The sequence below is a fragment of the Nocardiopsis alba genome, from assembly GCF_000710955.1.
Taxonomy (GTDB): Bacteria; Actinomycetota; Actinomycetes; order Streptosporangiales; family Streptosporangiaceae; genus Nocardiopsis; species Nocardiopsis alba.
On record NZ_BAZE01000009.1, the window covers coordinates 41,223 to 63,123 of the forward strand.

Sequence of the window (21,901 nt, forward strand, 5' to 3'; positions counted from 1 at the left end):
GATGGCGTCGATGATCTCGGCCGAGCAGACCGTGGTGGTGCGTGGCGGGACCGTGATCGACGGGACCGGGGCCGACCCCCGTCCCGGTCTGACGGTGATCGCCCGCGAGGGTCGGATCGACTGGATCGGTCCGGACGCGGACGCTCCGGAGGTGACCGGCCCCCACCATGAGGTGGACGCCGCCGGCGGGACGATCCTTCCGGGGTTCATCGACACCCACGTGCACATGACCATGTCCGGCGACGGGATGAACCCCGCCGACCTGGTCGATCAGCCCCCTCACTACGGTTACTTCACCGCGATCCCGCGCTTGCGGGCCACCCTGGACGCGGGCGTCACCAGCGTCCGCGACCTGGCCGGACTCGATCAGGCCGTCATGCGCGCGGTGGACGAGGGGATCGTCGCCGGTCCGCGGATCGTCACCGCCTACCGGGCCCTGGGCCCCACCGGTGGGCACGGCGACTTCCGCACCTGTTGCGGGTTCGACTACGGGACGGTCCTGGGGCCCGATGGAGCGGTCTCGATCAACACCGATGGGCCGGCCGAGGCCCTGCGCGCCACCCGCGAGGTCATGCGCAAGGGGGCCGGGGTCATCAAGGTGATGGCCAGTGGCGGGGTCTGGAGCCCCCAGGACACCCCATGGCACGACGGTCTCAACATCGAGGAGATGTCGGTGATCGTGCGGGAGGCCGCCGCCCACGACGTTCCCGTGGCGGCGCACGCCCAGAGCGCGCGCAGTATCCGCAACGCCCTGGCCGCCGGTGTCACCAGCATCGAACACGGCTACGAGATCGACGGGCCCGGCATCGAGTCCATGCTCGACGGCGGCGCCTACCTGGTGCCCACCCTGTCGACCGCCACCACCCCGCCCGATCCGACCAGGTCGGCCGCCTACGCCGTGGCCAAGAAGCTCAAGCTCCAAGAGCACCTGAGCGAGAACATCACCACCGCCGTCAGGGCGGGCGTCCGCGTCGCCATGGGCACGGACTCGGGCATCTGCCCGCACGGCCGTAACCTGCGCGAACTGGCGCTGCTCGTCGAGCATGGGCTGACCCCCATGGGCGCGCTACTGGCCGGCACCCGCGACGCCGCCGCCCTCCTCGGGCTGGCCGACGAGATCGGCACCCTCGAAACCGGCAAACGCGCGGACATCGTCGTCTGCGCGGGCGACCCCCTCGCCGACATCACCCTGCCCGGCGACCCCGACAACATCACCGTCGTGATCAAGGACGGTGTCGTCCACAAGGACACCGCACGCCGGACCCCCGCGAACCGACCCCGACCCCTCCCCGTGACCCATTCCGAGGTGACACCATGAGCACCAAGAGCTCGAAGCGGAGCCGAACGGACGGATCCTCCGGACCACGTCCCGGCCTCTTCGCCCGCATGCTGGACGGCATCGAACGCGTCGGCAACAGGATCCCCGACCCCTTCATCCTTTTCCTGCTGCTCTTCGTGATCGTGGCCGTGGCCTCCACGATCATGGCGTCGCTCGGCACCACCTACGAGGTGCCCGGCAGCGAGGAGGGCGCCCAGGAGATCCAGGGCTTCCTCTCCGCCCAGGGACTGACCTGGCTGACCACCAACCTGGTCTCGAACTTCATCGGTTTCCCGCCGTTGGGCGTGGTCCTCACGGTGCTGCTCGGTGTGGGGCTGGCCCAGCGGACCGGTCTGCTCAACTCTCTGGTCCGAGGGGCGTTCGGGCGTGCGCCGAAGTGGCTGCTGCCCTACGTCGTCGCCTTGGTCGCGGTCTCCGGCAGCATCATGAGCGACGCCGCGATGGTGGTGATCCCTCCACTGGCCGCCCTGGTCTTCAAAGCCGCCGGAAGGCACCCCGTCGCCGGTCTGCTGGGCGGTTTCGCGGTGGCCACCGCGGCGTTCAGTTGCAGCCCCTTCATCACCAGCACCGACGCCCTGCTGTCCGGCATCACCCAGACCGCGAGCGCCTCGGTGGGGTTGGGCACCACGGTCACTCCGGTCTCCAACCACTTCCTCACCTTCACCATCGCGGTCCTGCTGACCTTCGTCGGCGGCCTGCTCATCGATCGGGTCCTCGAGCCCGCCATGGAGCGTGGCGGGGTCACCCGTGAGCAGGTCGTGGTCGAGGACGTCCGTGAGGGAGCGGACCGCCCCGACATGCGGATGGATCCGGAGCTCGACCGGATCGAGCGGTCGGGGCTGCGCTGGGCCGGTATCGCCCTGGTGATCACCATCGTGGCGGTCCTGCTGGTGACACTGCCCGCTGGAGCTCCCATGCGGAACGAGGACGGGGCCTTCCTGCCGACCTCGCCGTTGCTGAGCTCGGTGGTCTTCCTGGTCTTCCTCACCCTGGCGATCCCCGCCGTGGCCTACGGGCTGGTCACCGGGACGATCTCCCGAGGGGCCGACGTCCCCCGGATGATGGGTCACACCATCAAGGAGATGTCCGGGTTCATCGTGCTGGCCTTCGTGATGGCCCAGTTCCTGGAGCTCTTCAACTGGACCGGGGTCTCCACCTGGATCGCGATCAGAGGCGCCGAGGGGCTGGAGGCCACCGGCTTCACGGGGTTCGGGGCCATCGTCTGCTTCATCCTGCTGGCGTTCCTGATCAACCTGTTCATCATCTCCGGCTCCGCGCAGTGGGCCCTGTTCGCCGCGGTGTTCGTGCCGATGTTCGCCCTCCTGGGCTACGAACCCGGGTTCGTCCAGGCGGCCTTCCGCATCGGAGACTCCACCTCGAACGTGCTGTCCCCGCTCAGCCCCTACGTGGTGATCATCCTCGGCTTCCTGCGCCAGTACGAGCCCAAGGCCGGGATCGGGACCGTCATCGCCCGCGCCCTGCCCTTCTCCCTGGCCTTCCTGCTGTTGTGGACCACGGTCCTCGCCCTGTTCTACTTCCTGGGTCTGCCGATCGGACCGGGCATGTACGCGCACATCTGAACCATCGATCCCCGACCGTGGCCGGGGCCCGAACGGGCTCCGGCCGCACCCTGTCGCCGAACCGGCGCATCGACGTAAGGAGACAATTCCATGACCGGCTCCAGGACCCTGTATCGGGACCTCACCCTGATCGACGGCACCGGGGCCGCCCCGGTCGAGGACGCCGCCGTGCTCGTGGAGGACGGGGAGATCGTCTACGCGGGGCCCGCGGCCGACGCCCCCGCGACGGACCCCGAGGACACCGTCGAGAGCCTGGGCGGACGCACCCTGCTGCCCGGCTTCATCGACACCCACGTGCACTTCGGGTTCGCCGACGGTCGGGCCCTGGCCACCAACAACGCGGAGATCTCCCGGAGCCTGCACGCCTTCGAGTCCGCGGAGCGGATGAGCGTGACCCTCGACGCCGGTGTGACCGGCGCGCGCGACCTCGGAGGGGCCGACGCCGGGTTCCGTATCGCCCAGGAGAGGGGCCTGATCCGAGGCCCGCGCCTGAGCATGGCGCTCCGCCTGATGAGCCACACCGGAGGGCACGCCGACTTCACCCTGCCCTCCGGGTTCAACGCGCACGACTGCGAGCACACCGCCGCCGAGATCGCCGACTCCCCGCAGGAGGCGCGCGTGTCCACGCGTCGCCTCATCCGCGACGGCGCCGACGTCATCAAGGTCTGCGCCACGGGTGGGCTCTCCAGCCCCTCGGACGGGCCCACCGACGAGGGCATCGGAGAGGAGGAGATCGCCGCGATCGTCGCGGAGACCGCCAAGCACGGCGGTCGTCCGGTCGCCGCCCACGCCCAGGGGGCGGCGGGGATCCGCAACGCGGTCAGGGGCGGGGTCGCCAGCATCGAGCACGGCTACCTGATCGACGACGAGGGCATCGACCTGATGCTCGAGCGCGGCACCTTCCTGGTGCCGACCCTGACCACGTTCGACTTCGAGGACCGGATCCACCTGATGTCCCGCAAGTCGATCGAGACCAAGCGGGCCCTGACCGACGAGACCTACGAGCGGGTCTCGCACGCGGTCGCGCGCGGGGTGCGCGTGGCGATGGGGACCGACGCGGGCATCTCCGAACACGGCCGTAACCTGCGCGAACTGGCGCAGTTGGTCCGGGTGGGCCTGACCCCGACACAGGCCATCGTCGCGGGTACCCGGAACGCCGCGGAGCTGGTCGGCGTGGCCGACCGGGCGGGCACCGTCGAAGCGGGCAAGGTGGCCGACCTGGTCGTCTGCGACGGTGATCCGCTCGCCGACATCTCCCTGCTGGGGGACCGGGACAACGTGGTCCTGGTCGTCCAGGGCGGGAAGGTCGTCAAGGACACCCGCGCCTGACCGGGACCCGGGGAGACGACGGGCGCCCGGAGAGGTTCCTCCGGGCGCCCGTGTCGTGCGGGGAAGGGGTCAGGCGACGTTCTTGCGGCGCCGACGGACGGCGTCGGCCAGGTCGGCCAGCACGCCCTCGGTGGTCTCCCACCCCATGCACTTGTCGGTGATCGACTGTCCGTAGACGAGGTCGGCGGGGTCGCCCAGCTTCTGGGCGCCCTCCTCCAGGAAGCTCTCCAGCATGACGCCGATGATGCCCTGCTGCCCCTCGGCGACCTGGGCCGCGATCTCCCGGGCCACCCCGACCTGGCGGACGTGGTCCTTGCCGCTGTTGGCGTGGCTGGCGTCGATCATCAGACGACGGGGGAGACCGGCGCCGCCGATGACGTCCAGGGCGGACCCGACGGAGACGGGGTCGTGGTTGGGGCCGCCGCGTCCACCGCGCAGGATGACGTGGCAGTCCGGGTTGCCCTCGGTCACCACGACCGAACCGGCGCCGGTCGGGTCCACCCCGAAGAAGGTGTGCGAGGCGGCGGAGGCGCCCACGGCGTCGACCGCGACCTGGACGTCGCCGTCGGTGCCGTTCTTGAACCCGACCGGGGTGCTCAGGCCACTGCTCAACTGGCGGTGGACCTGGCTCTCGGTGGTCCGGGCGCCGATGGCGCCCCAGGAGACGACGTCGGCGATGTACTGCGGGGTGATCGGGTCGAGGAACTCGGTTCCGGCGGGCAGCCCCAGGGCGTTGATGTCGAGGAGCAGCCGGCGGGCGGTGCGCAGACCGCGGTGCACGTCGTAGGTGTCGTCCAGGCCCGGGTCGTTGATCAGGCCCTTCCAACCCACCGTGGTGCGGGGCTTCTCGAAGTACACGCGCATGACCACGCACAGCTCCTCGCCGACCGAGGGCACCAGCTCGGCCAGGCGTCGCGCGTAGTCCATCGCGGATTCGGTGTCGTGCACCGAGCAGGGGCCGACGACGACCAGCAGTCGGTCGTCCTCACCGTCCAGGACCCGTTTGATCTCGGCGCGGGAGTTCTCCACCAGGGCGGTGCTCTCCTCGCCGAGAGGCAGCTCCGCGAGCAGGTCCCGGGGTGCGATGAGCGGCTTGTAGCTCGCCACACGTGTGTCGTTGGTGCTCGTCATCGTTTCCCCTAGATCCCGTCCGATTGATCGTCCTGCGCTCAAACCGTAGCGCGACGTCCTTCCTCGGACACGGTCACGTGAGGAATTCCACCGCTCTCCGAGGATGGGAAGGGCCACATTCGGACATTGGCGTGAACGGCGTCTCATGGTGCGAGACGAAATGGGCCGAGGCCATTCCCGTCGAGAGCCGGTGCGGGCCTGGAGCGGTCATTCCTCCGGCCCGGGGAGGTCCTCCTCCCAGAACTCGCGGGGACGGCGCGCGCCCTCGGTGGCCGTGCCGCGTTCGGCCTCGATCCGCCGCAGCTCCACCCTTCGGATCTTACCCGAGGCGGTCATGGGCAGCTCGGCGAACTCCAGGCGGCGCACCCTCTTGTGCGGTGGCAGACGATCTCGGGCGTGACGCATGATCGCCCGGGCGCTCTCGGCGTCGAGGGCCACGCCCTCGGCCGGTCTCACGTACGCCTTCACCACCGCCAGCCGCAACGGGTCGGGAGAGGGGACCACGGCCGCGTCCTCCACATATTCGTGTTCGATGAGAACGCTTTCCAGTTCGAATGGTGAGATGCGGTAATCCGATGCCGTGAACACGTCTTCGATACGACCGATATAGGTAATGTGACCGCTCGAATCCCGGGAGGCGATGTCCCCGGTCCGGTACAGACCCATACGGGTGGCCTCTCGGGTGAGTTCCGGATCGTCGACGTAACCGCGCATCGTCCCCACCGGATCGTCGGAGAGATCCACACAGATCTCGCCGAGATCGGACGGCTCGTCGGTGACCGGGTCGATGAGAACGATGTCGTACCCGGGCATCGGTCTTCCCATGGACCCGGAGAGCACCGGCTGCCCGGGGCCGTTGCCGATGAGCAGGGTCGTCTCGGTCTGCCCGAAGCCGTCGCGGATGGTGATGCCCCAGGCCCGCTGGATACTCTCGACCACCGCGGGGTCGAGCGGCTCCCCGGCGGCGACGGCCTCGCGCAGCGCGACCGGCCACGCCTCCGGGTCGGCGCGGGAGATGTCCCGCCAGACCGTGGGAGGAGCGCACAGGGTGGCCACCCCACAGCGCTCCATCGTGTCCATCAGGGCCTCGGGGTCGAAGCGTTCCCGGGCGAGCACGAGCACCGTGGCCTCGGCGTTCCAGGGGGCGAAGACACTGCTGTAGGCGTGCTTGGCCCAACCGGGCGCGGTCACGTTCATGTGCACGTCCCCGGGGCGGGCCCCCAGCCAGTACATGGTGGACAGGTGGCCGATGGGGTAGGAGGCGTGCGTATGGGAGACCAGTTTGGGATGGGCGGCCGTCCCCGAGGTGAAGTACAGCAGCAGCGGGTCGTCGGGCGAGGTCGGACGCGGCGGGGTGAAGTCCAGGGCGGCGTGCTCGGAGTCGGGGTATTCCAGCCAGCCCTCCATGTAGCCCACGCAGATCCGTGTCCAGTGCCCGTCGACGTTCTCGAAGCGGGCGGCGTCGGCGGGCGAACAGATCACGTGGGAGATGTCGCCGCGGATCAGGCGATCCTCCAGATCGACCTCGGACAGTGACGGCGAGGTCGGGCTGATCACGGCGCCCATCTTGATCGCGGCCAGAGTGGTCTCCCACAACTCGACCTGGTCGCCCAAGGCGACCATGATCCGGTCGCCGGGATGGACGCCCTGCCCCAAGAGCCAGTTCGCGACCTGGTTGGAGCGTTCGGACATCTGTCGATAGGTGTGGTGGACCTCGGTGCCGTCCTCATGGACCATCCACAGCGCGGTCCGGTCCGGACGGGTCCGCGCCACCTCGTCGAAGTGGTCGAGAGCCCAGTTGAAGTGTTCGGGACGGGGCCACGAGAACTCCCTGTGGGCGGTCTCCTGATCCTCTCGGTGGCGCAGGAGCAGGTCCCGTGCGTCACGGAACTCCCGCGCGCCCTCGGACATCTCTTTCGACATCGTCGACGACCTCCGGATCGGAGCGGCGCGCCGCGCACCGCCCGCGGGCCTCCCACCACCGTGCGGCCGGTGGGACGGGGTGTGCCCCTGCTTCTACCCGGGATCGGCGGCGCTCACGCCGATCGCCCTCCCAAGGAGTCGAGAACGTCCCCATAGGATGGTGAGCCATGGAGGAGATACGCGGACACCACGCGATATGGCGGTTCGACGACGAGACGCTTCGGATCCGCTTCGACAGTGGTCGTAAGGTGCCCCGGCTGCTCAAACTGCTGGGTCAGTGCTCGCTCCCGCTCGCCGCCGTGCGCGAGGTGGACTTCGACCCGGGCGACCGCAAGCGCGGTTGGTCGCTGCGCCTGCGTCTGATGGACGGGGCCGACCCCTACGCCCGCGCGGAGATCCCGGTCCCCTCCTCCCCACTGCTGTTGACCGGCCCCCACGATTGGGAACTGCTCTCGGAGTACTTCTCCGAACGGCTGATCGAGTCCGCTCGCTACGCCGCCGGCGTCCTTCCCGGCCCGCTGGACCCGGCCGAGGTCTCCCGCGGTCTGGTGGGACGTCCACCGCTCCAGGTGCGCACGGCGGAGGGGTCCGCCTCCTTCGACGGAGAACGCCTGCGCCTCCAGTGGGACGGCTGGCTGGCCAGCACCGCCAAGGAACGGGAGAAGTCCCGCGAGTACCGCTTCTCCGACATCGAACGCGTCTCCTGGCAGCCGACGGTCGACCTCACGGAGGGCTTCCTGCGCGTGGTCCTGCGAGGGGTCTCCCTCCCCGAGGCCGCCGACCTGGAGAACGACTTCTTCACCCTGGTCTCGCACGGACCGAAGGGCGCCGACGAGACCCTCCTGATGGCCGTGACCGTCAACAGTCTGCTCGCGTCCGTGGAGAACGGGGAGAAGGCCCCCGCCGAGGTGGAGGCCGCGCCCGGTGAGGCCGAGGACGGCGGCGACGGAGAGATGATCTTCACCAAGATCCGCGAACTCGGCCGTCTGCACGCGGAGGGTCTGCTGACCGACGAGGAGTTCAGCACGAAGAAGGCCCAGCTCCTGGACCGGCTCTGACCCAGTGAGAGCCGCAGCGGAGCGAACGAACACAGCATGAAAGGTCCGTCTCTTGCGCACCCTGTACCCGCCCATCGAACCGTACGACTCGGGCATGCTCGACGTCGGTGACGGTCACCGTGTCTACTGGGAGCTGTCGGGTAACCCCTCCGGCAAGCCCGTGGTGTTCCTCCACGGTGGTCCCGGCGGGGGCTGCAACCCCGCCCACCGCAGGCTCTTCGACCCCGAGAAGTACCGCATCCTGCTGTTCGACCAGCGCAACTGCGGTCGTTCCACGCCGCACGCCGGTCGGATGGACGTGGACCTGTCCACCAACACCACCTGGACCCTGGTCGAGGACATCGAGCGTCTGCGCGAGATGGTCGGAGTGGACGCCTGGCAGGTCTTCGGCGGCTCCTGGGGGAGTTGCCTGGCCCTGGCCTACGCCCAGAAGCACCCCGAGCGCGTCACCGAGCTGATCGTGCGCGGCATCTTCACGCTGCGCGACCGGGAACTGCGCTGGTTCTACCAGGAGGGCGCCTCCGAGCTCTTCCCCGACCTGTGGGAGTCCTACCTGGAGCCCATCCCGGAGGAGGAGCGCGACGACCTGATCGCCGCCTACGCGCGCCGTCTGGAGTCCCCGGACCGGGAGGTGCGGTTGGAGGCCGCGCGCGCGTGGAGCGTGTGGGAGGGGTCGACGGTCACCCTCCTGCCCGACCCGGGCCTGCGGGAGCACCACGCGGGCGAGGACTACGCGTTGGCCTTCGCCCGCATCGAGAACCACTACTTCCGCAACAAGGGCTTCCTCACCCCCGAGCAGCTTCTCGAGGGGGTCGACCGGATCCGGCACATCCCCGGCGTGATCGTGCAGGGGCGCTATGACGTGTGCACCCCGATGCGTACCGCCCACGATCTGCACCGGGCCTGGCCGGAGGCGGAGTTCCACGTCGTCGACGACGCCGGGCACGCGTTCAGCGAGCCGGGCATCCTCGACCGGCTGATCGAGGCCACCGACCGCTTCGCGAAGTGATCCGCGCTCGATACGGAGGATCACGAGGGCCCCTCACCGACCGGTGAGGGGCCCTCTCCCGTGAAGGTCGTCGGGGCGGGAATCGTCGAGGATCCCCTAGGGCGCGGAGGCCTTCGTTATCGTGTGGCCACCACGTGTCCGCCGGGGCGCCCGCGGGCCCCGGGACGAGAGGAGAGCGTCATGCGTGTCGAGGTCGACTTCGACCTGTGCGAGAGCAACGCCCTGTGCATGGGAGAGGCGCCCGAGGTGTTCGAGGTCCGGGACGACGACTTCCTGTATCTGCTCACCGAGGAGCCGGCGCCGGAGCTGCGCGAGAAGGTCCGGCGGGCCGTGCGCCTCTGCCCACGACAGGCCATCACGACACGGGACTGAACCCCGCCGCCTCCAAGGCCTCCGCCCACGTGGTGGGCTTCTCCAGCAGGCTCCGGTAGCGCATGGTGCGCGGGGTGGAGCGCAGTCCGAGCACCCCGACGAGCATCCCCCCGCGCCCCAGGAACGCCACGAACTTCCGGTCCTCCGGAGAGCCGTGCACGAAGGCGACCTCGTCGGCCGGAGCGCCCTGACCCAGGAGTTGGATCTTGCTCTTGTACTGGTCGGACCAGAAGTAGGGCACCGGGGTGAAGGGCGTCCGTCCCGCGCCGGCGAGCAGGTTGCTGGCGGCGGCCTCACCCTGTTCGCCCGCGTTGGTCCAGTGCTCCAGCCGGATCCGCCCACCGTAACGGGGGTGCGGCCAGTCGGCCAGGTCGCCGACGGCGTAGACACCGGGAACGGAGGTCGCGGAGTACTCGTCGCACAGCACCGAGCCGTCCGCGGCCAGGTCCACCCCCGACCCTCGGAGCCACTCGGTGTTCAGGTGGACGCCGATTCCGACCACCACCGCCGACGCCTCGACCGTGGAGCCGTCGGACAGCCGGACCCGTTCCACGTGGTCGGCGCCCTCGTAACCCACCACGCTCACGCCCAGACGCACGTCCACGCCGTTGTCCAGGTGCGCCCGGACGAGGATCTCGCCGATTCTCGGGTCGAGGACCCGGGTCATCGGGGTCGGCGCCGCCTCGACCAGGGTCACCTCCATGCCGACGGAGCGGGCGCTCGCGGCGACCTCGGCGCCGACGAACCCTCCGCCGACCACCACCAGGCGTCCGGAGGAGGTGAGCGCCGAACGGACCGCCTCGGCGTCGTCCAACGTGCGCAGCACGTGCACGCCGGGCAGGGACGTGTCGGGCCGTCGGGCCCGTGCCCCGGTGGCCACGATCAGCCCGTCGTAGCGTAGGGCCTCGGCGCCGTCAGGACCCTCGGTCCGCAGTTCCCTCGCCGTCGGGTCCAGGGCCACGGCCCGGGTACCCGGGCGGAAGTCCAGGTCCAGACGGTCGATCTCCTCGTCCTCGCGCAGGCGGAGGGCCCGGTGCCCGGCCAGCGTGCCGGGGGCGTCGTCCGGATCGCCCATGCCGATCCCGGTCAGGACCTCCTTGGACAACGGAGGCCGCGAGTAGGGGCGGTGCGGTTCCTCTCCGACCAGGGTCAGCCGTCCCTCGAAACCCCGCTCGCGCAGGGCCTCGGCGGCGTACAGTCCGGCCATCCCCGCGCCGGCGATGACGATCTGGTCCAGGCTGTCGGACACCGTGGGTTCGCCTCCTCATACGTGTACTCGAACGGTCGCGGTCCTCGAGGACCGCGACCGGGTGGATCACAGGGAACGGACCTCGCCCACGACCGCTCCGCCACCGAGGATGTCGGTGGTGAGACGGTCGGCGATCGGGGAGATGTCCAGGCCCAGGGCCTCGAGGGCGGTCACGCCGACGAGCGTACGCGCCCGGAGCTCGGCGTCGCCGTCGCTGATCTTGACGGCGACGGTCCGGCCGTCGGGGGCGCTCAGCACCAGGACGCCGTCAGCGCCGATCTTGGAGACCAGACCGGGCATCCGGCGCATGAGCTCGGTGTCGATCCGATCGGTACCCGCGACGTACTCGGGGTGGGCGCTCATCGCCTCCGGGACGGAACGCTCCTGGCTGCCCTCGGGGGAGAGACGCATGCTCTGTAGGCCGCGGGCCAGACCCACGAGGGAGACCGCGAGCTGGGGGGCGCCGCAGCCGTCGACGGCGGTGTGCGCGATCCGCTCACCGCACATGTCCTCGGTGGCCTCGCGCACCAGGAGCTGGAAGGGGTGTTCGGGGTCGAGGTAGTCCTCGGTGCTCCACCCCCGGGCCACGCAGGCGGCCAGCATGCCGGCGTGTTTGCCGGAACAGTTCATGTACAGGGGGGAGGCGGAGCGGCCCTCGGCCAGGAACGCCGCGCGCGCCGCCCTGCCGCCGGGGACGTCGGCCGGACAGCGCAGGTCGTCCGCGCTCAGACCGGCGTCGGCCAGGATCCTCTCGGCCTCGGCGAGGTGGAAGTCCTCACCGTTGTGGCTGCCCGCTGAGATGGCGAGGGAGGTGCCTTCGAGGCGGGCCCCGGCCCGCAGCATCGCCAGGGCCTGGAAGGGCTTGGCGGAGGAGCGGGGGAACATGGGGTCGTGTACGGGGCCGCGGGCGTAGGAGATCTCGCCTTCGGGGGAGAGACCGACGACGGCCCCATAGTGGACGCCCTCGCGCATGCCGGAGCGGACCACCTCCGCCAGGGGGACGTAGCCGGGCAGCGGGGTCTGGGTCATGAGGGGATCTCCTCGCCGTTGATGTCGATCGGTGGGCGTCCCGTGAGACGGCGGGGGCCGAGGTGGTCGGACCCCGGACGACGTCGGGCACGCGTAGAAACGTACACAAGGTCGGGCTTCTTCCCCGAGGCGGTGGGCCCTTCCCGGGGGCGGGCCGAAAAGCCCGGGGATCACCGTTGTCCGTACCGGGCAGTATGGTCGTTGCCGGTGGTTGACCACCGATGACCGTGAGGTACGACGACCCGAGAGGTGAGGACGACGATGGGAACGCTGCGGACGGGTGCGCTGACCCGAAGAAGGGTCGGGACTCCGGCGGCGGACCTGGAGTACGCGGTCCTCGACGTCGAGACGACCGGTCTCGATCCGCGCGAGGGGGCCCGGCTGGTGGAGATCGCCGTGGTCCGGGTGCGGGGCGACGGTCGGATCGTGGACGAGTTCAGCACCCTGGTGGACCCTCGGGCCCCGATCGGTGGTCGGGAGTTCCACGGGATCGGCGAGTCCGACGTGCTCGGCGCTCCCCGAGCGGAGGAGATCGTCCCCCGGATCGCCCGGCTGCTCTCCGGCGCGGTGGTGGTCGGCCACAACCTGGACTTCGAGGAGCGCTTCCTCGCCTCGGAACTGGTGCCCGCGGGTCTCCCCGAGGGGCAGTCGGGTCTGTGCACGCTTCGGGCCCTGCGCTCACAGCTGGATCTGGCCCGTTACTCGCTGCCGCGCGCCTCGTACCTGCTCAGCGGTGACTGGCCTACCGGGCAGCACACCGCCTTGGGGGACGCGCGGGCCTGCGCCAAGCTCCTCGTGGAGATGATCGGGAACGCCCCGGGCGAGCTGCGCTACACCGGCCCGGCGCCCCGATTCCTCCAGGGCGACGCCCCGGAGGAGACCCCGGTGCGCTGGAAGCCGCGCACCACCTCGGGCGCGGGCGGGTGGGCGCCCCGCGGCTCGTGGTCGGCGCGGTGGCGACCGCGTGAGCTCGACGCGCGCCTGTGCGGCGGGGCCTTCCGTGACGCCGAACGGGAGGCGGCCGAACAGGCCGCCCGCCGTGAGACGTTGGTGCGCGAACGGTGGGCGCTGGCCGCGGGGCTGACCGGTGGGGTCGCCGCCACGGTGGCGGGGGGCCTCCTGCTGCGCATGGCCGGGGCCGCTCGCGGCTGAGCCGGGTCCCGGCCGGGTCCTCAGAGCCCGGACAGCCCCAGGAAGAAGGCCACGATCAGCGCGCTGCCGCCGATGGCGGTGAACACGGCGCGACCCTGTTCGGTGAGTCTGGCGTCGGCCAGACGTGGCCGGAGCGCCGTCACGGTGCGTTGGGCGGTGGCGACACCGCCTCCGGGGCGGGGTCGGTCCAGGCGCTCGGGCGCGATCCGGGGCACCTTGTTGAACATGGCGATCGACACCAGGACGGCGCCGACGGCGATCAATGCGAGGGTCACTTCGGAGAGGGCCTTACGGAGGTCGAGGGACGGATGAGGGAACGGCCCGAGGGAGGGCCGACCCGTCTCGTTCCCCGTGTTCTTCCTCTTCATGCGGTTCTTCGATGGCCGTACACGGCCACCGTCGGTTAGAGCCGGACCGTTATCGCACAGGGTTCATGTTCCGTCACTTTGAGTGTTCACACTGGTGGGGGGAGGCAGGATCGTGTCGATGATCTCGGTCTCCACGCCGAGCGCGCGCAGGACGAAGCGGGTCACCAGGGCGTGGCTCTCCTCGAGATCGATCTCCCCGTTCGCCATCGGCAGCCGTTGGGAGCCCACCATGGACAGGGTCAGTCCGGCGACGCGCTCCGAGGGCAGCCGATCGAACTCCCCGAGGACGGCGCCCTCGTCGAGGATCTCGGTGAGCAGGCGCTGCATCGGGGCGACGTGCGAGGCCAGGGCCTGGTAGGCGTCGGGGCCGAGGCTGGCGCCGAGTTCGGCCGCCGGCGGGTGCGGATGGGCCACGATGCCCTCCAGTTGGAGGCGCACGAAGGCCGAGAGCCGACGGGAGGCCGAGACCCCCGAGGGGAGTTCGCGTCTGTACCGCTCGACGAACGCGGCGTTGACCTGTTCGGTGAAGGCCAGGAGCAGGGCGGGCTTGTCGGGGAAGTAGTTGTACAACGCGGTGCGGGTGATGCCCGCGGCGTTGGCCACGTCGGTCATGGAGACGCGGTCGATCCCCCGTGCCCGGGTCAGCGTGTCGACGGCGTCCAGGATGCGTTCCCGTGTGCGGGCACGGTGAGCGGCGATGGTCGGAGCCGTGATCTTGGGCATGTTCCTATGGTGGCACGCCGGAGGGGGGACACCGGTGCGCGCGATCCTCTCCCCGCCCCCGATGAGGCGGGGAGAGGAGGACGTCAGACGTGGTGCCGTCCCAGATCGGCCAGGACCTCGGTGTTGAGCCGGTAGGCCAGGCGGGTCTCCTCGATCAGGAGCCCGGCGGCGGCCTCGTCGAGTTCCAGGGCGTCGAGACGGTCGCGGTAGTCGGAACGGAAGCGGGGGAGCGAACCCAGGGCGCCGAAGTCGTAGAAGGCCGTGCCCACGCCCTTCTCGAACCTGTAGGTCTCGACGGCGACGCGTCGGATGAACTGCCCGCCGGAGACGTCGCCCATGTAACGGGTGTAGTGGTGGGCCACGAAGCCCTCGGGGTGGTCGACCATCTGCTCTATGCGCGCCACGTAGGTACGGGTGGGGCGTGAGGGGGAGATCCGGTCGCGCCACTCGGAGCCGAGCAGGTGTTCCAGGTCCCTCTCCAGGGCGGGCACACGCTCCAGTTCCGGACGATGGAAGCCGCCGGCCACGGGGTGGTCGGCCAGTTCTCGGGCCACTCCCTCCAGGGCGACGTAGGCGAAGTGGTGCTGGGCGACCATGGCGGTGTATCCGTCGAGGGGCAGCTCCCCTTCGAGCAGGGCCTTGGTGAAGCCGTGGTGTTCGGCGGTGGAGTGGTCGTTCCAGGTGGCGTTCTTGAGGCGCTGGGAGAACGGGTCGGGGGCGGTCGTCGTGGGGGGCGGCGTCGTCACGCTCATCGACACTCTCCACCTTCCGTCGAGGAATTTTCATGACATGATGTCATTTACGCGAACGGTTCTGTCAAGGTGGATATGACAACCCGTCGTGAAAAAGGTACGAAAGGGCATCGATCGTGCGTCGAATCACAGCGGGAGAGTCGGGGCCCATGTGACCCACGGCCTGTCGCGGACGGGTGACACCGTGTCGACGGAGGGTGGAGGAGACCGAGGAGAGGGGGCTTACGCTCTCGCTCACCGGCGGCGGTTCCACGCCCCGACGTTGGATGTGTCTCGTCTCGTCCGCTGGTCAACTGGTCGGTCGGGCGATTATCGTTTGGATGTCGTGCGGTCCGAACCGCCGGGAAGACCCGAGGCGTTCCCTCGGGCCTCTCGCATGACAAGACAGGACGTCCCGCGGACCGCGAACCTAGAGGCGATGAGTGGATACCAGGAGAACAGGGCACCATCCCGTGATGGTGATCGGTGACGGAGCGGCAGGGTCCGCCGAGGGCACCGTCGTGAACGGCGGAGCCTCCCTGGGTGACGACACCGTCCTGGACGACCGGGTGGAGGCTACCGTCGAATCGGTTGACGTTCTGCTGATCGAGGACGATCCCGGCGATGCCTTCCTCGCCGAGGAACTCCTCGCCGACACCGCCCTGACCACCCACATCACCTGGGTGTCCACGCTCAAGGCCGCACGCGCGCACCTCACCGACTTCCGGGGTTGCGTCCTCCTGGACCTCAACCTTCCGGACGGGCACGGCCTCGACCTCCTGCGCGAGGTCCTCGACACCGCGCCCTCGGCCGCCGTCGTGGTCTTCACCGGCCTGGACGACGAGCACGAGGGCATAGCCGCGGTCGCCGCGGGCGCACAGGACTACCTGGTCAAGGGGCAGGTCGACGGTTCCCTGCTCGCCCGCAGCCTGCGTTACTCCCTGGAACGCCGTCGCGCCGACGAGAACGCCCGCCAGCTCCGCGAGGCCCGGATGCGCGCCCGCGAGAACATGCGGCTGGAACGCGGTCTGCTGCCGCAGGTCCTGCTCGACAGTTCCCCCCTGAGCCACCGCGCCTACTACCGCCCCGGACGCAAACGCGCCCTGGTCGGCGGTGACTTCTACGACGCGGTCGAGAAGGACGGCACCACCCACGTCATCATCGGCGACGTCAGCGGCCACGGCCCCGACGAGGCGGCCCTCGGCGTCAGCCTCCGCATCGCCTGGCGCACCCTGGTCATGAGCGGGATCAGCGAGGAGCGGGTCCTGCCCAACCTCGAGGAGCTGTTGGCCACGGAGCGGGCGCAGGAGGAGATGTACGCGACGCTGTGCATGACCAGCCTCGATACCGGCAGTGACCGTGCCCGGGTGCGCAGCCTCGGTCACCCGCCGCCCATGATCGTCAAGGGCGGGGTCGCCGAGGAGATCCAGGCCGTGCCCCAGCCGCCCCTGGGCGTCTTTCCGGTCGATCAGGACGAGTTCACCGAGGTCGTCCTGCCCCGGGGCGTCAGTCTGCTCTTCTATACCGACGGCCTGGTCGACGCCTACGACGGCGGTCCGCCCGCGCGGTTGGAGGTCGCCGGACTGCGTCGCCTGGTCAACGGGGTCCTCGGCCAGGGCGTGGCCCTGAACAATCTGCCCGAACACCTGGTGGACGAGGCCGAGCGCAGCAACGGGGGGCCGTTGCAGGACGACGTGGCGATGCTGCTCATCACCCACGGAGAGCCTGAGTGAACCCCACGGGGGAGGAAGACCACACCATGGACACCGAGTCCGCCATCGGCTCCGGACAGGACGGGGGGGCGGGCCCGGGAACGGAACGGGACGGTCGTGGCCCCGTCTCGTTCGTCAGGATCACCGACTCCTGGGACCGGCCCGCCCGCCGCTCCTGGAGCCTTCGCCGCAGGGTCACCAGCCTGCTGGCGGTGGTCGCCGTCGTACTGGTGGTGGCCGTCTCGGTGATCACCCTCGCCGCCTTCCAGGCCCGCGATTCCCTGACACTCCAGGTCGAGTCGCTCACCCCGGGGCTGAGCACCGTCGAACAGACCCGCTCGGCCTATCTGAGCCAGGACCACGCCCTGCGCGGCTACATCCTCACCGGTGACCGGGAGTTCCTGGAGCCCTACGTCGAACAGCGCAGATCGCTGGCCGAGTACCGCAACGCCCTCACCGAGCTCGCCGCCGAGAACGAGGAGGTCGCCCCCAAGATCGAGGAGCTCATCGCGGCGGGCGACGTCTGGAGCAAGGAGTTCGCCGAACCGGTAGCCGAGAAGGTCCGGGAGGGGGAGACCCCGACCCAGGAGGACCTCCAGCGCGGCCGGGTGCTCTTCCTCGAACTCAACCGGGCCGCCGACGCGACCACCAACCACCTGGAGCGGGAGATCGCCGACGCCCAGAGCGGTCTCACCCTGGCCACCCAGCAGGTGGTGGCGCTGCTCGTGCTCGTCGGCCTCGTCGTGGTGTTCCTGTCGGTGTTCCTGTGGGTGATGCTCCAGCAGTGGGTGCTGCGTCCCCTGGAGGAGTTGGCCGGGCACATGCGTCAGGTCTCCGAGGGTTACTACGCGCACCGCATCTCCCTGCACGGCCCTCCGGAGATCGTCCAATTGGGCAACGACGTGGACGCCATGCGCGAGCGCATCGTGCAGGACCTGGACGAGGTGGCCTCGGCCCGGCGCAAACTCCAGGAGCAGTCCAGTCTGCTGGAGCACCAGACCGAGGAGCTGCGCCGCTCCAACCTGGAGCTGGAGCAGTTCGCCTACGTCGCCTCGCACGACCTCCAAGAGCCGTTGCGCAAGGTCGCCAGCTTCTGTCAGCTCCTCCAGCGTCGTTACCACGGTCAGCTGGACGAGCGCGCCGACTCCTACATCGACTTCGCGGTCGAGGGCGCCAAGCGCATGCAGACGCTCATCAACGACCTGCTGGCCTTCTCCAGGGTGGGGCGGACCAAGAACTTCGCCCCCGTCGACATGAACGTGGCCCTGGACGACGCCCTGAGCAGCCTCGAGACGCGTCTGGAGGAGGCGGACGCCGTCATCACCGGTGATCCGCTGCCCACGATCCAGGGCGACCGCACCCTTCTCACCCAGGTCTTCTTCAACCTGGTCGGCAACGCGGTCAAGTTCCGCGGCGAGGACCCGCCCGAGGTGCACATCACCGTCGAACGACAGGGCGACGAGTGGGTCTTCTGCTGCTCCGACAACGGCATCGGGATCGAACCCCAGTACGCCGAGCGCATCTTCGTCATCTTCCAGCGCCTGCACACCCGCGACAAGTACACCGGGACCGGGATCGGCCTGGCCATGTGCAAGAAGATCGTCGAGTTCCACGGTGGCCGGATGTGGCTCGACACCGGGACACAGGACGCGGAGAACCCCGAGGAGTCCGAAACCTCCGACGAGGCGGACTCCGGGCGGACCGGAACCCGCATATGCTGGACCCTGCCCGTCGACACCGAGGCGGAGGCCGAGGAAACGGTCTCCGAGGAGGAAACCGAAGCGGCCGCCACGGTCGTTAACGCAGTCGAGGGCACCGAGGCTGCCGAATCCGCCCCCGCGGAGGAGGCTCCGACGGCCGCACGAGAGTCCGGCACCGACGACACGGAGAGCGTTCCCCCCGGCCCAGAACCGGACGGGGGAGACCACCCCGTGTCCGAGGAGGCCGGCGATACGGCACCGCCCGGTCACCGGTCGGGGCCCGTATAGGGGTCTGGAAGCTTGAGCGAGGTCATGTTGGTGCATCCCATTGAGGTGCTGCTGGTCGAGGACGATCCCGGTGACGTCCTGATGACCAAGGAGGCGTTCGAGGAACACAAGCTGGGCAACCGCCTGCACGTGGTCTCCGACGGCGTCGAGGCGCTCCGCTTCCTGCGTCGTGAAGGGGAGTTCGCCGACGCCCCGCGCCCTCACCTGATCCTCCTCGACCTCAACCTGCCGCGTAAGGACGGTAGGGAGGTCCTCCAGGAGGTCAAGAACGACGACGACCTCGCCCACATCCCGGTGGTCGTGCTCACCACGTCCGAGGCCGAAGAGGACGTGCTGCGCAGCTACCGTCTGCACGCCAACGCCTATGTGCCCAAACCGGTGGACTTCGAGCAGTTCATCCGCGTGGTGCGCCAGATCGACGACTTCTTCGTCACCGTGGTCCGCCTGCCCAAGGGCTGAATCGGGGCCGTCCTCTCCCGGATCCGACGGTCCGGGGGCGCGTTCGTCGCGGCAGAACGGGTGGGTGCGACGGTTTTTCGTTACGGTAAGGGGTATGAGCCTGCCGGAACCGCGTGACCCCGCCGGTCCCTACCGCGTCAGTGTGGTGTGCCTGGGCAACATCTGCCGTTCTCCCATGGCGGAGAAGGTGCTCACCGCCGACCTCGAACGTGCCGGAATCGGCGACCTCGTCGAGGTCGACAGCTTCGGTACGGGAGGTTGGCACGTCGGCGACGGGATGGATCCCCGAGCCACGTCCACGCTGCGAGTGCACGGGTACCTCACCGATCACACCGCCCGTCGATTCTCCGCCGAGCGTCTGGCCGACCGGGACCTGGTCCTGGCCATGGACCTGGACAACCTGGACGAGTTGCGCCGCGCCGTCGACGAACGCGGGGAGGAGTTCGGCTTCGACCCCGCACGGCTGCGGTTGTTCCGTTCCTTCGCCCCCGACAGCGGCCCCAACCCCGAGGTGCCCGACCCCTATTACGGGGGCGACGACGGCTTCACTGCGGTGCTGAACATGGTCGAGGCCGCGTCCAAGGGGCTGACCGGCGCGCTCGTCGCCCGGTTGCGGGACTGACGGGTGGACGAACCGATGGCGCGCTCCTTCGGCTCCGGGGACGGGGATGACGGCGCGAGACGGGGCGGTCGCGACCCGCTCGCCGGCACGCTCGCCGACCGGGTCTCCGCCGTGCTCGGCCTCCGTGTACGGCGCGCGGCCCGGGCCGGCGCCAGCCACGACTGGACCCTGTCCTACGCCGAACTGAGCGATGGCACCCGTCTGTTCGTCAAGTCCACGGCCCGAGGAGAAGGGGCCACGGGCGTGTTCGAGGCGGAGGCCCGCGGCCTGGAATGGCTGGGCAGATGCTTCGGGTCTCCGGTGATCACACCCTTGGCCTGGGATGAGCGCATCCTCGTCCTGCCCCTGGTGGAGCAGCGTGATCCGACCCCGGCCGCGGCCGAGCGCCTGGGCCGGCAACTCGCCGGAACCCATCTGACCGGGGCGGGCTCCTTCGGAGCCGACTGGCCCGGCTACATCGGCCCCCTTCCCCTGGACAACACCCCGGCGCGCGACTGGCCGCGCTTCTACGCCGAACAGCGGCTGCGCCCCTACCTGCGCCAGGCGTTGGACCAGGGGGCGCTGACCCCCTCCGACGCACGCGTGATCGAACGCGTGGTGGACTCGGTCGAGGAGCTGGCGGGGGAGCCGGAACCCCCGGCCCGGATCCACGGCGACCTATGGAACGGGAACGTGCTCTGGCGCGAGCGCGACGCGGTGCTCATCGACCCGGCCGCGCACGGTGGACACCGGGAGGCCGATCTGGCGATGCTGGCCCTGTTCGGCCTGCCCCATCTGGACCGTGTCCGGGACGCCTACAACGAGGTGGCCCCTCTGTCGTCGGGGTGGCGGGGGCGGGTGGCCCTGCACCAGATGCACCCTCTGCTGGTCCACCTGTGCCTGTTCGGCGCCGCCTACCGGACGACGGCGCTGGAGACGGCCAAGGCCGCGCTCCGGGGGAGCTGAGGGAACGGCGGGCTCTCCGAGCGGGTGAGACGGGCCCCGCCCCGGCCGGAGCCGTACATTGGACCCATGGCCAACGCGATCGACGGCCCGTTCCAGGGCGCTCCCGCACACGATGGACCCGAGTTGCACGTCGCCCTCATCGGCTACGGCAAGGGCGGCGAGGTCTTCCACGCCCCGCTCATCGACGCGGTACCCGGACTGTGCCTGTCCGCCGTGGTCACCGGGGACCCCGAGCGGGCCCGCTCGGCCTCGGAACGCTATCCGGGCATCACCGTCCACCCCACCGTCGAGGACCTGTGGGCCGACGCCGGCCGCTACGAGATCGCCGTGATCAGCACCCCCAACGACACCCACGCGCCGCTGGCCCGCGCGGCGATGGAGGCCGGGCTCGCGGTGGTCGTGGACAAACCGTTCGCGCTCACCTCGGCTCGGGCCCGCGAGCTGACCGACCTGGCCGGAGAGCTCGGCCAGGTGCTCACCGTCTACCAGAACCGGCGGTGGGACGCCGACTTCCTCACCCTGTGGGGGCTCATCGAGGAGGGCACGCTGGGGCGTGTGCACCGTTTCGAATCGCGCTTCGAACGCTGGCGTCCCCGGGCCAAGGACACCTGGCGGGAGAGCGGAGAGGCGGAGGACGGCGCGGGGATCCTCTACGACCTGGGGCCGCATCTGATCGACCAGGCCGTCAACCTGTTCGGGCCGGTCGTGTCCGTCTACGCCGAGGTGGACGCCCGACGCGAGGGCGTGCGCGCGGACGACGACGTCTTCCTCGCCCTACAGCACGCGCGCGGCACCCGCTCCCATCTGTGGATGAGCGCCCTGAGCGCGCAGGAGGGGCCTCGCTTCCGGGTGTTGGGCGATCGGGGCGCCTATACGACGTGGGGCATGGACGGGCAGGAGGCCCGGTTGGTCGCGGGGGAGCGCCCGGACGCGGCCGACTGGGGAGAGTCGCCCGAGGACCGGTGGGGGACGCTCTCCATCGACGGTCGTACCGAGAAGGTCCCCGCCGTGCGCGGCGCCTACCAGGAGTTCTACGCGGGCGTGCGCGACGCGGTGGGCGAGGCCGATCCGCTGCCGGTCGACCCGCACGAGGTGATCCACGGACTGGAGATCATCGAGGCCGCCCGTCGCAGTGCCCGTACCCGCTCCGTGGTGGAGCTCCCCATCGGTTGAGCGCGAGCG

Annotated in this window: 20 protein-coding genes; 13 read left to right on the forward strand and 7 right to left on the reverse strand. The window is 70.0% G+C overall.

All coding sequences use genetic code 11. The features are described 5' to 3' along the window. Positions 1-10: 10 nt before the first annotated feature. The 3 genes from TR33_RS16965 to TR33_RS16975 all read left to right on the forward strand — a co-directional run bounded on the left by TR33_RS16965 (position 11) and on the right by TR33_RS16975 (position 4,248). A complete protein-coding gene (locus TR33_RS16965; protein ID WP_234305881.1) occupies positions 11-1,318 on the forward strand; it encodes a metal-dependent hydrolase family protein in 1,308 nt (435 codons plus the stop codon). After that, entirely contained in the window at positions 1,315-2,919 is a 1,605-nt protein-coding gene (locus TR33_RS16970; protein ID WP_042284080.1) for an AbgT family transporter, read from the forward strand. The genes TR33_RS16965 and TR33_RS16970 overlap by 4 nt, the downstream gene beginning before the upstream one ends. Positions 2,920-3,009: 90 nt before the next feature. Further along, the gene (locus TR33_RS16975; RefSeq protein WP_014913135.1) at positions 3,010-4,248 is read left to right on the forward strand and encodes a metal-dependent hydrolase family protein; all 1,239 of its coding nucleotides are present in this window, start codon (positions 3,010-3,012) and stop codon (positions 4,246-4,248) included. 69 nt (positions 4,249-4,317) lie between these two features. Here the strand turns inward: TR33_RS16975 and TR33_RS16980 are convergent, their stop codons facing one another. Both TR33_RS16980 and TR33_RS16985 read right to left on the reverse strand, forming a co-directional pair. Next, positions 4,318-5,379, reverse strand: coding sequence for a 3-deoxy-7-phosphoheptulonate synthase (locus TR33_RS16980; protein WP_017536339.1), 1,062 nt, complete (start codon positions 5,377-5,379; stop codon positions 4,318-4,320). Positions 5,380-5,586: 207 nt separating this feature from the next. After that, on the reverse strand, positions 5,587-7,302 hold the full coding sequence (locus tag TR33_RS16985; RefSeq protein WP_017536338.1) for an AMP-binding protein: 1,716 nt from the start codon (positions 7,300-7,302) through the stop codon (positions 5,587-5,589). A 167-nt stretch (positions 7,303-7,469) separates the two neighbouring features. Here TR33_RS16985 and TR33_RS16990 point away from each other — a divergent pair, with 167 nt between their 5' ends. The 3 genes from TR33_RS16990 (at position 7,470) to TR33_RS17000 (ending at position 9,741) form a co-directional block, all read left to right on the forward strand. Next, positions 7,470-8,360: a DUF4429 domain-containing protein gene (locus tag TR33_RS16990; RefSeq protein ID WP_042284082.1), complete on the forward strand. Its 891-nt coding sequence runs from the start codon at positions 7,470-7,472 to the stop codon at positions 8,358-8,360. Positions 8,361-8,412: 52 nt separating this feature from the next. Beyond that, positions 8,413-9,369, forward strand: a complete 957-nt coding sequence (gene pip, locus TR33_RS16995) for a prolyl aminopeptidase (RefSeq protein ID WP_014912835.1) — start codon at positions 8,413-8,415, stop codon at positions 9,367-9,369. Positions 9,370-9,549: 180 nt separating this feature from the next. Beyond that, the gene (locus tag TR33_RS17000) at positions 9,550-9,741 is read left to right on the forward strand and encodes a ferredoxin (protein WP_014909814.1); all 192 of its coding nucleotides are present in this window, start codon (positions 9,550-9,552) and stop codon (positions 9,739-9,741) included. On the opposite strand, the gene TR33_RS17005 is transcribed toward TR33_RS17000, so the two are convergent. Together TR33_RS17005 and TR33_RS17010 are read right to left on the reverse strand one after the other, a co-directional pair. Continuing rightward, a complete protein-coding gene (locus tag TR33_RS17005) occupies positions 9,725-10,990 on the reverse strand; it encodes an NAD(P)/FAD-dependent oxidoreductase (protein ID WP_042284084.1) in 1,266 nt (421 codons plus the stop codon). The two genes, TR33_RS17000 and TR33_RS17005, sit on opposite strands and share 17 nt — an antisense overlap. 66 nt (positions 10,991-11,056) lie before the next feature. Next, a complete protein-coding gene (locus TR33_RS17010) occupies positions 11,057-12,019 on the reverse strand; it encodes an asparaginase (RefSeq protein ID WP_014910356.1) in 963 nt (320 codons plus the stop codon). Between the two features lie 261 nt (positions 12,020-12,280). Here TR33_RS17010 and TR33_RS17015 point away from each other — a divergent pair, with 261 nt between their 5' ends. After that, the gene (locus TR33_RS17015; protein ID WP_014911650.1) at positions 12,281-13,171 is read left to right on the forward strand and encodes a 3'-5' exonuclease; all 891 of its coding nucleotides are present in this window, start codon (positions 12,281-12,283) and stop codon (positions 13,169-13,171) included. A 20-nt stretch (positions 13,172-13,191) separates the two neighbouring features. Here TR33_RS17015 and TR33_RS17020 read toward each other — a convergent pair whose 3' ends face one another. The 3 genes from TR33_RS17020 to TR33_RS17030 form a co-directional block, all read right to left on the reverse strand. Further along, positions 13,192-13,446 (reverse strand): hypothetical protein, encoded by a 255-nt coding sequence (locus TR33_RS17020; protein ID WP_026125333.1) that lies wholly within the window; start codon positions 13,444-13,446, stop codon positions 13,192-13,194. Between the two features lie 156 nt (positions 13,447-13,602). Further along, entirely contained in the window at positions 13,603-14,262 is a 660-nt protein-coding gene (locus TR33_RS17025; protein WP_042284087.1) for a TetR/AcrR family transcriptional regulator, read from the reverse strand. Between the two features lie 83 nt (positions 14,263-14,345). Next, complete coding sequence (locus tag TR33_RS17030) at positions 14,346-15,014, reverse strand: biliverdin-producing heme oxygenase (RefSeq protein WP_199806149.1); 669 nt, start codon at positions 15,012-15,014, stop codon at positions 14,346-14,348. Between the two features lie 452 nt (positions 15,015-15,466). Between TR33_RS17030 and TR33_RS17035 the strand changes: the two genes are divergently transcribed. The 6 genes from TR33_RS17035 (at position 15,467) to TR33_RS17060 (ending at position 21,892) form a co-directional block, all read left to right on the forward strand. Next, positions 15,467-16,726 carry a PP2C family protein-serine/threonine phosphatase gene (locus TR33_RS17035; protein ID WP_199806150.1) on the forward strand — a complete coding sequence of 420 codons (1,260 nt, stop codon included), beginning with the start codon at positions 15,467-15,469 and terminating at the stop codon, positions 16,724-16,726. 26 nt (positions 16,727-16,752) lie between these two features. Next, complete coding sequence (locus tag TR33_RS17040) at positions 16,753-18,693, forward strand: sensor histidine kinase (RefSeq protein WP_378628169.1); 1,941 nt, start codon at positions 16,753-16,755, stop codon at positions 18,691-18,693. Between the two features lie 24 nt (positions 18,694-18,717). After that, positions 18,718-19,152 carry a response regulator gene (locus TR33_RS17045; protein WP_017536330.1) on the forward strand — a complete coding sequence of 145 codons (435 nt, stop codon included), beginning with the start codon at positions 18,718-18,720 and terminating at the stop codon, positions 19,150-19,152. Positions 19,153-19,246: 94 nt separating this feature from the next. After that, the gene (locus tag TR33_RS17050; RefSeq protein ID WP_026125331.1) at positions 19,247-19,774 is read left to right on the forward strand and encodes a low molecular weight protein-tyrosine-phosphatase; all 528 of its coding nucleotides are present in this window, start codon (positions 19,247-19,249) and stop codon (positions 19,772-19,774) included. A 15-nt stretch (positions 19,775-19,789) separates the two neighbouring features. Next, positions 19,790-20,719 carry a fructosamine kinase family protein gene (locus tag TR33_RS17055; RefSeq protein WP_378628235.1) on the forward strand — a complete coding sequence of 310 codons (930 nt, stop codon included), beginning with the start codon at positions 19,790-19,792 and terminating at the stop codon, positions 20,717-20,719. Between the two features lie 66 nt (positions 20,720-20,785). Continuing rightward, the gene (locus TR33_RS17060; RefSeq protein WP_014909163.1) at positions 20,786-21,892 is read left to right on the forward strand and encodes a Gfo/Idh/MocA family oxidoreductase; all 1,107 of its coding nucleotides are present in this window, start codon (positions 20,786-20,788) and stop codon (positions 21,890-21,892) included. Positions 21,893-21,901: the final 9 nt, after the last annotated feature.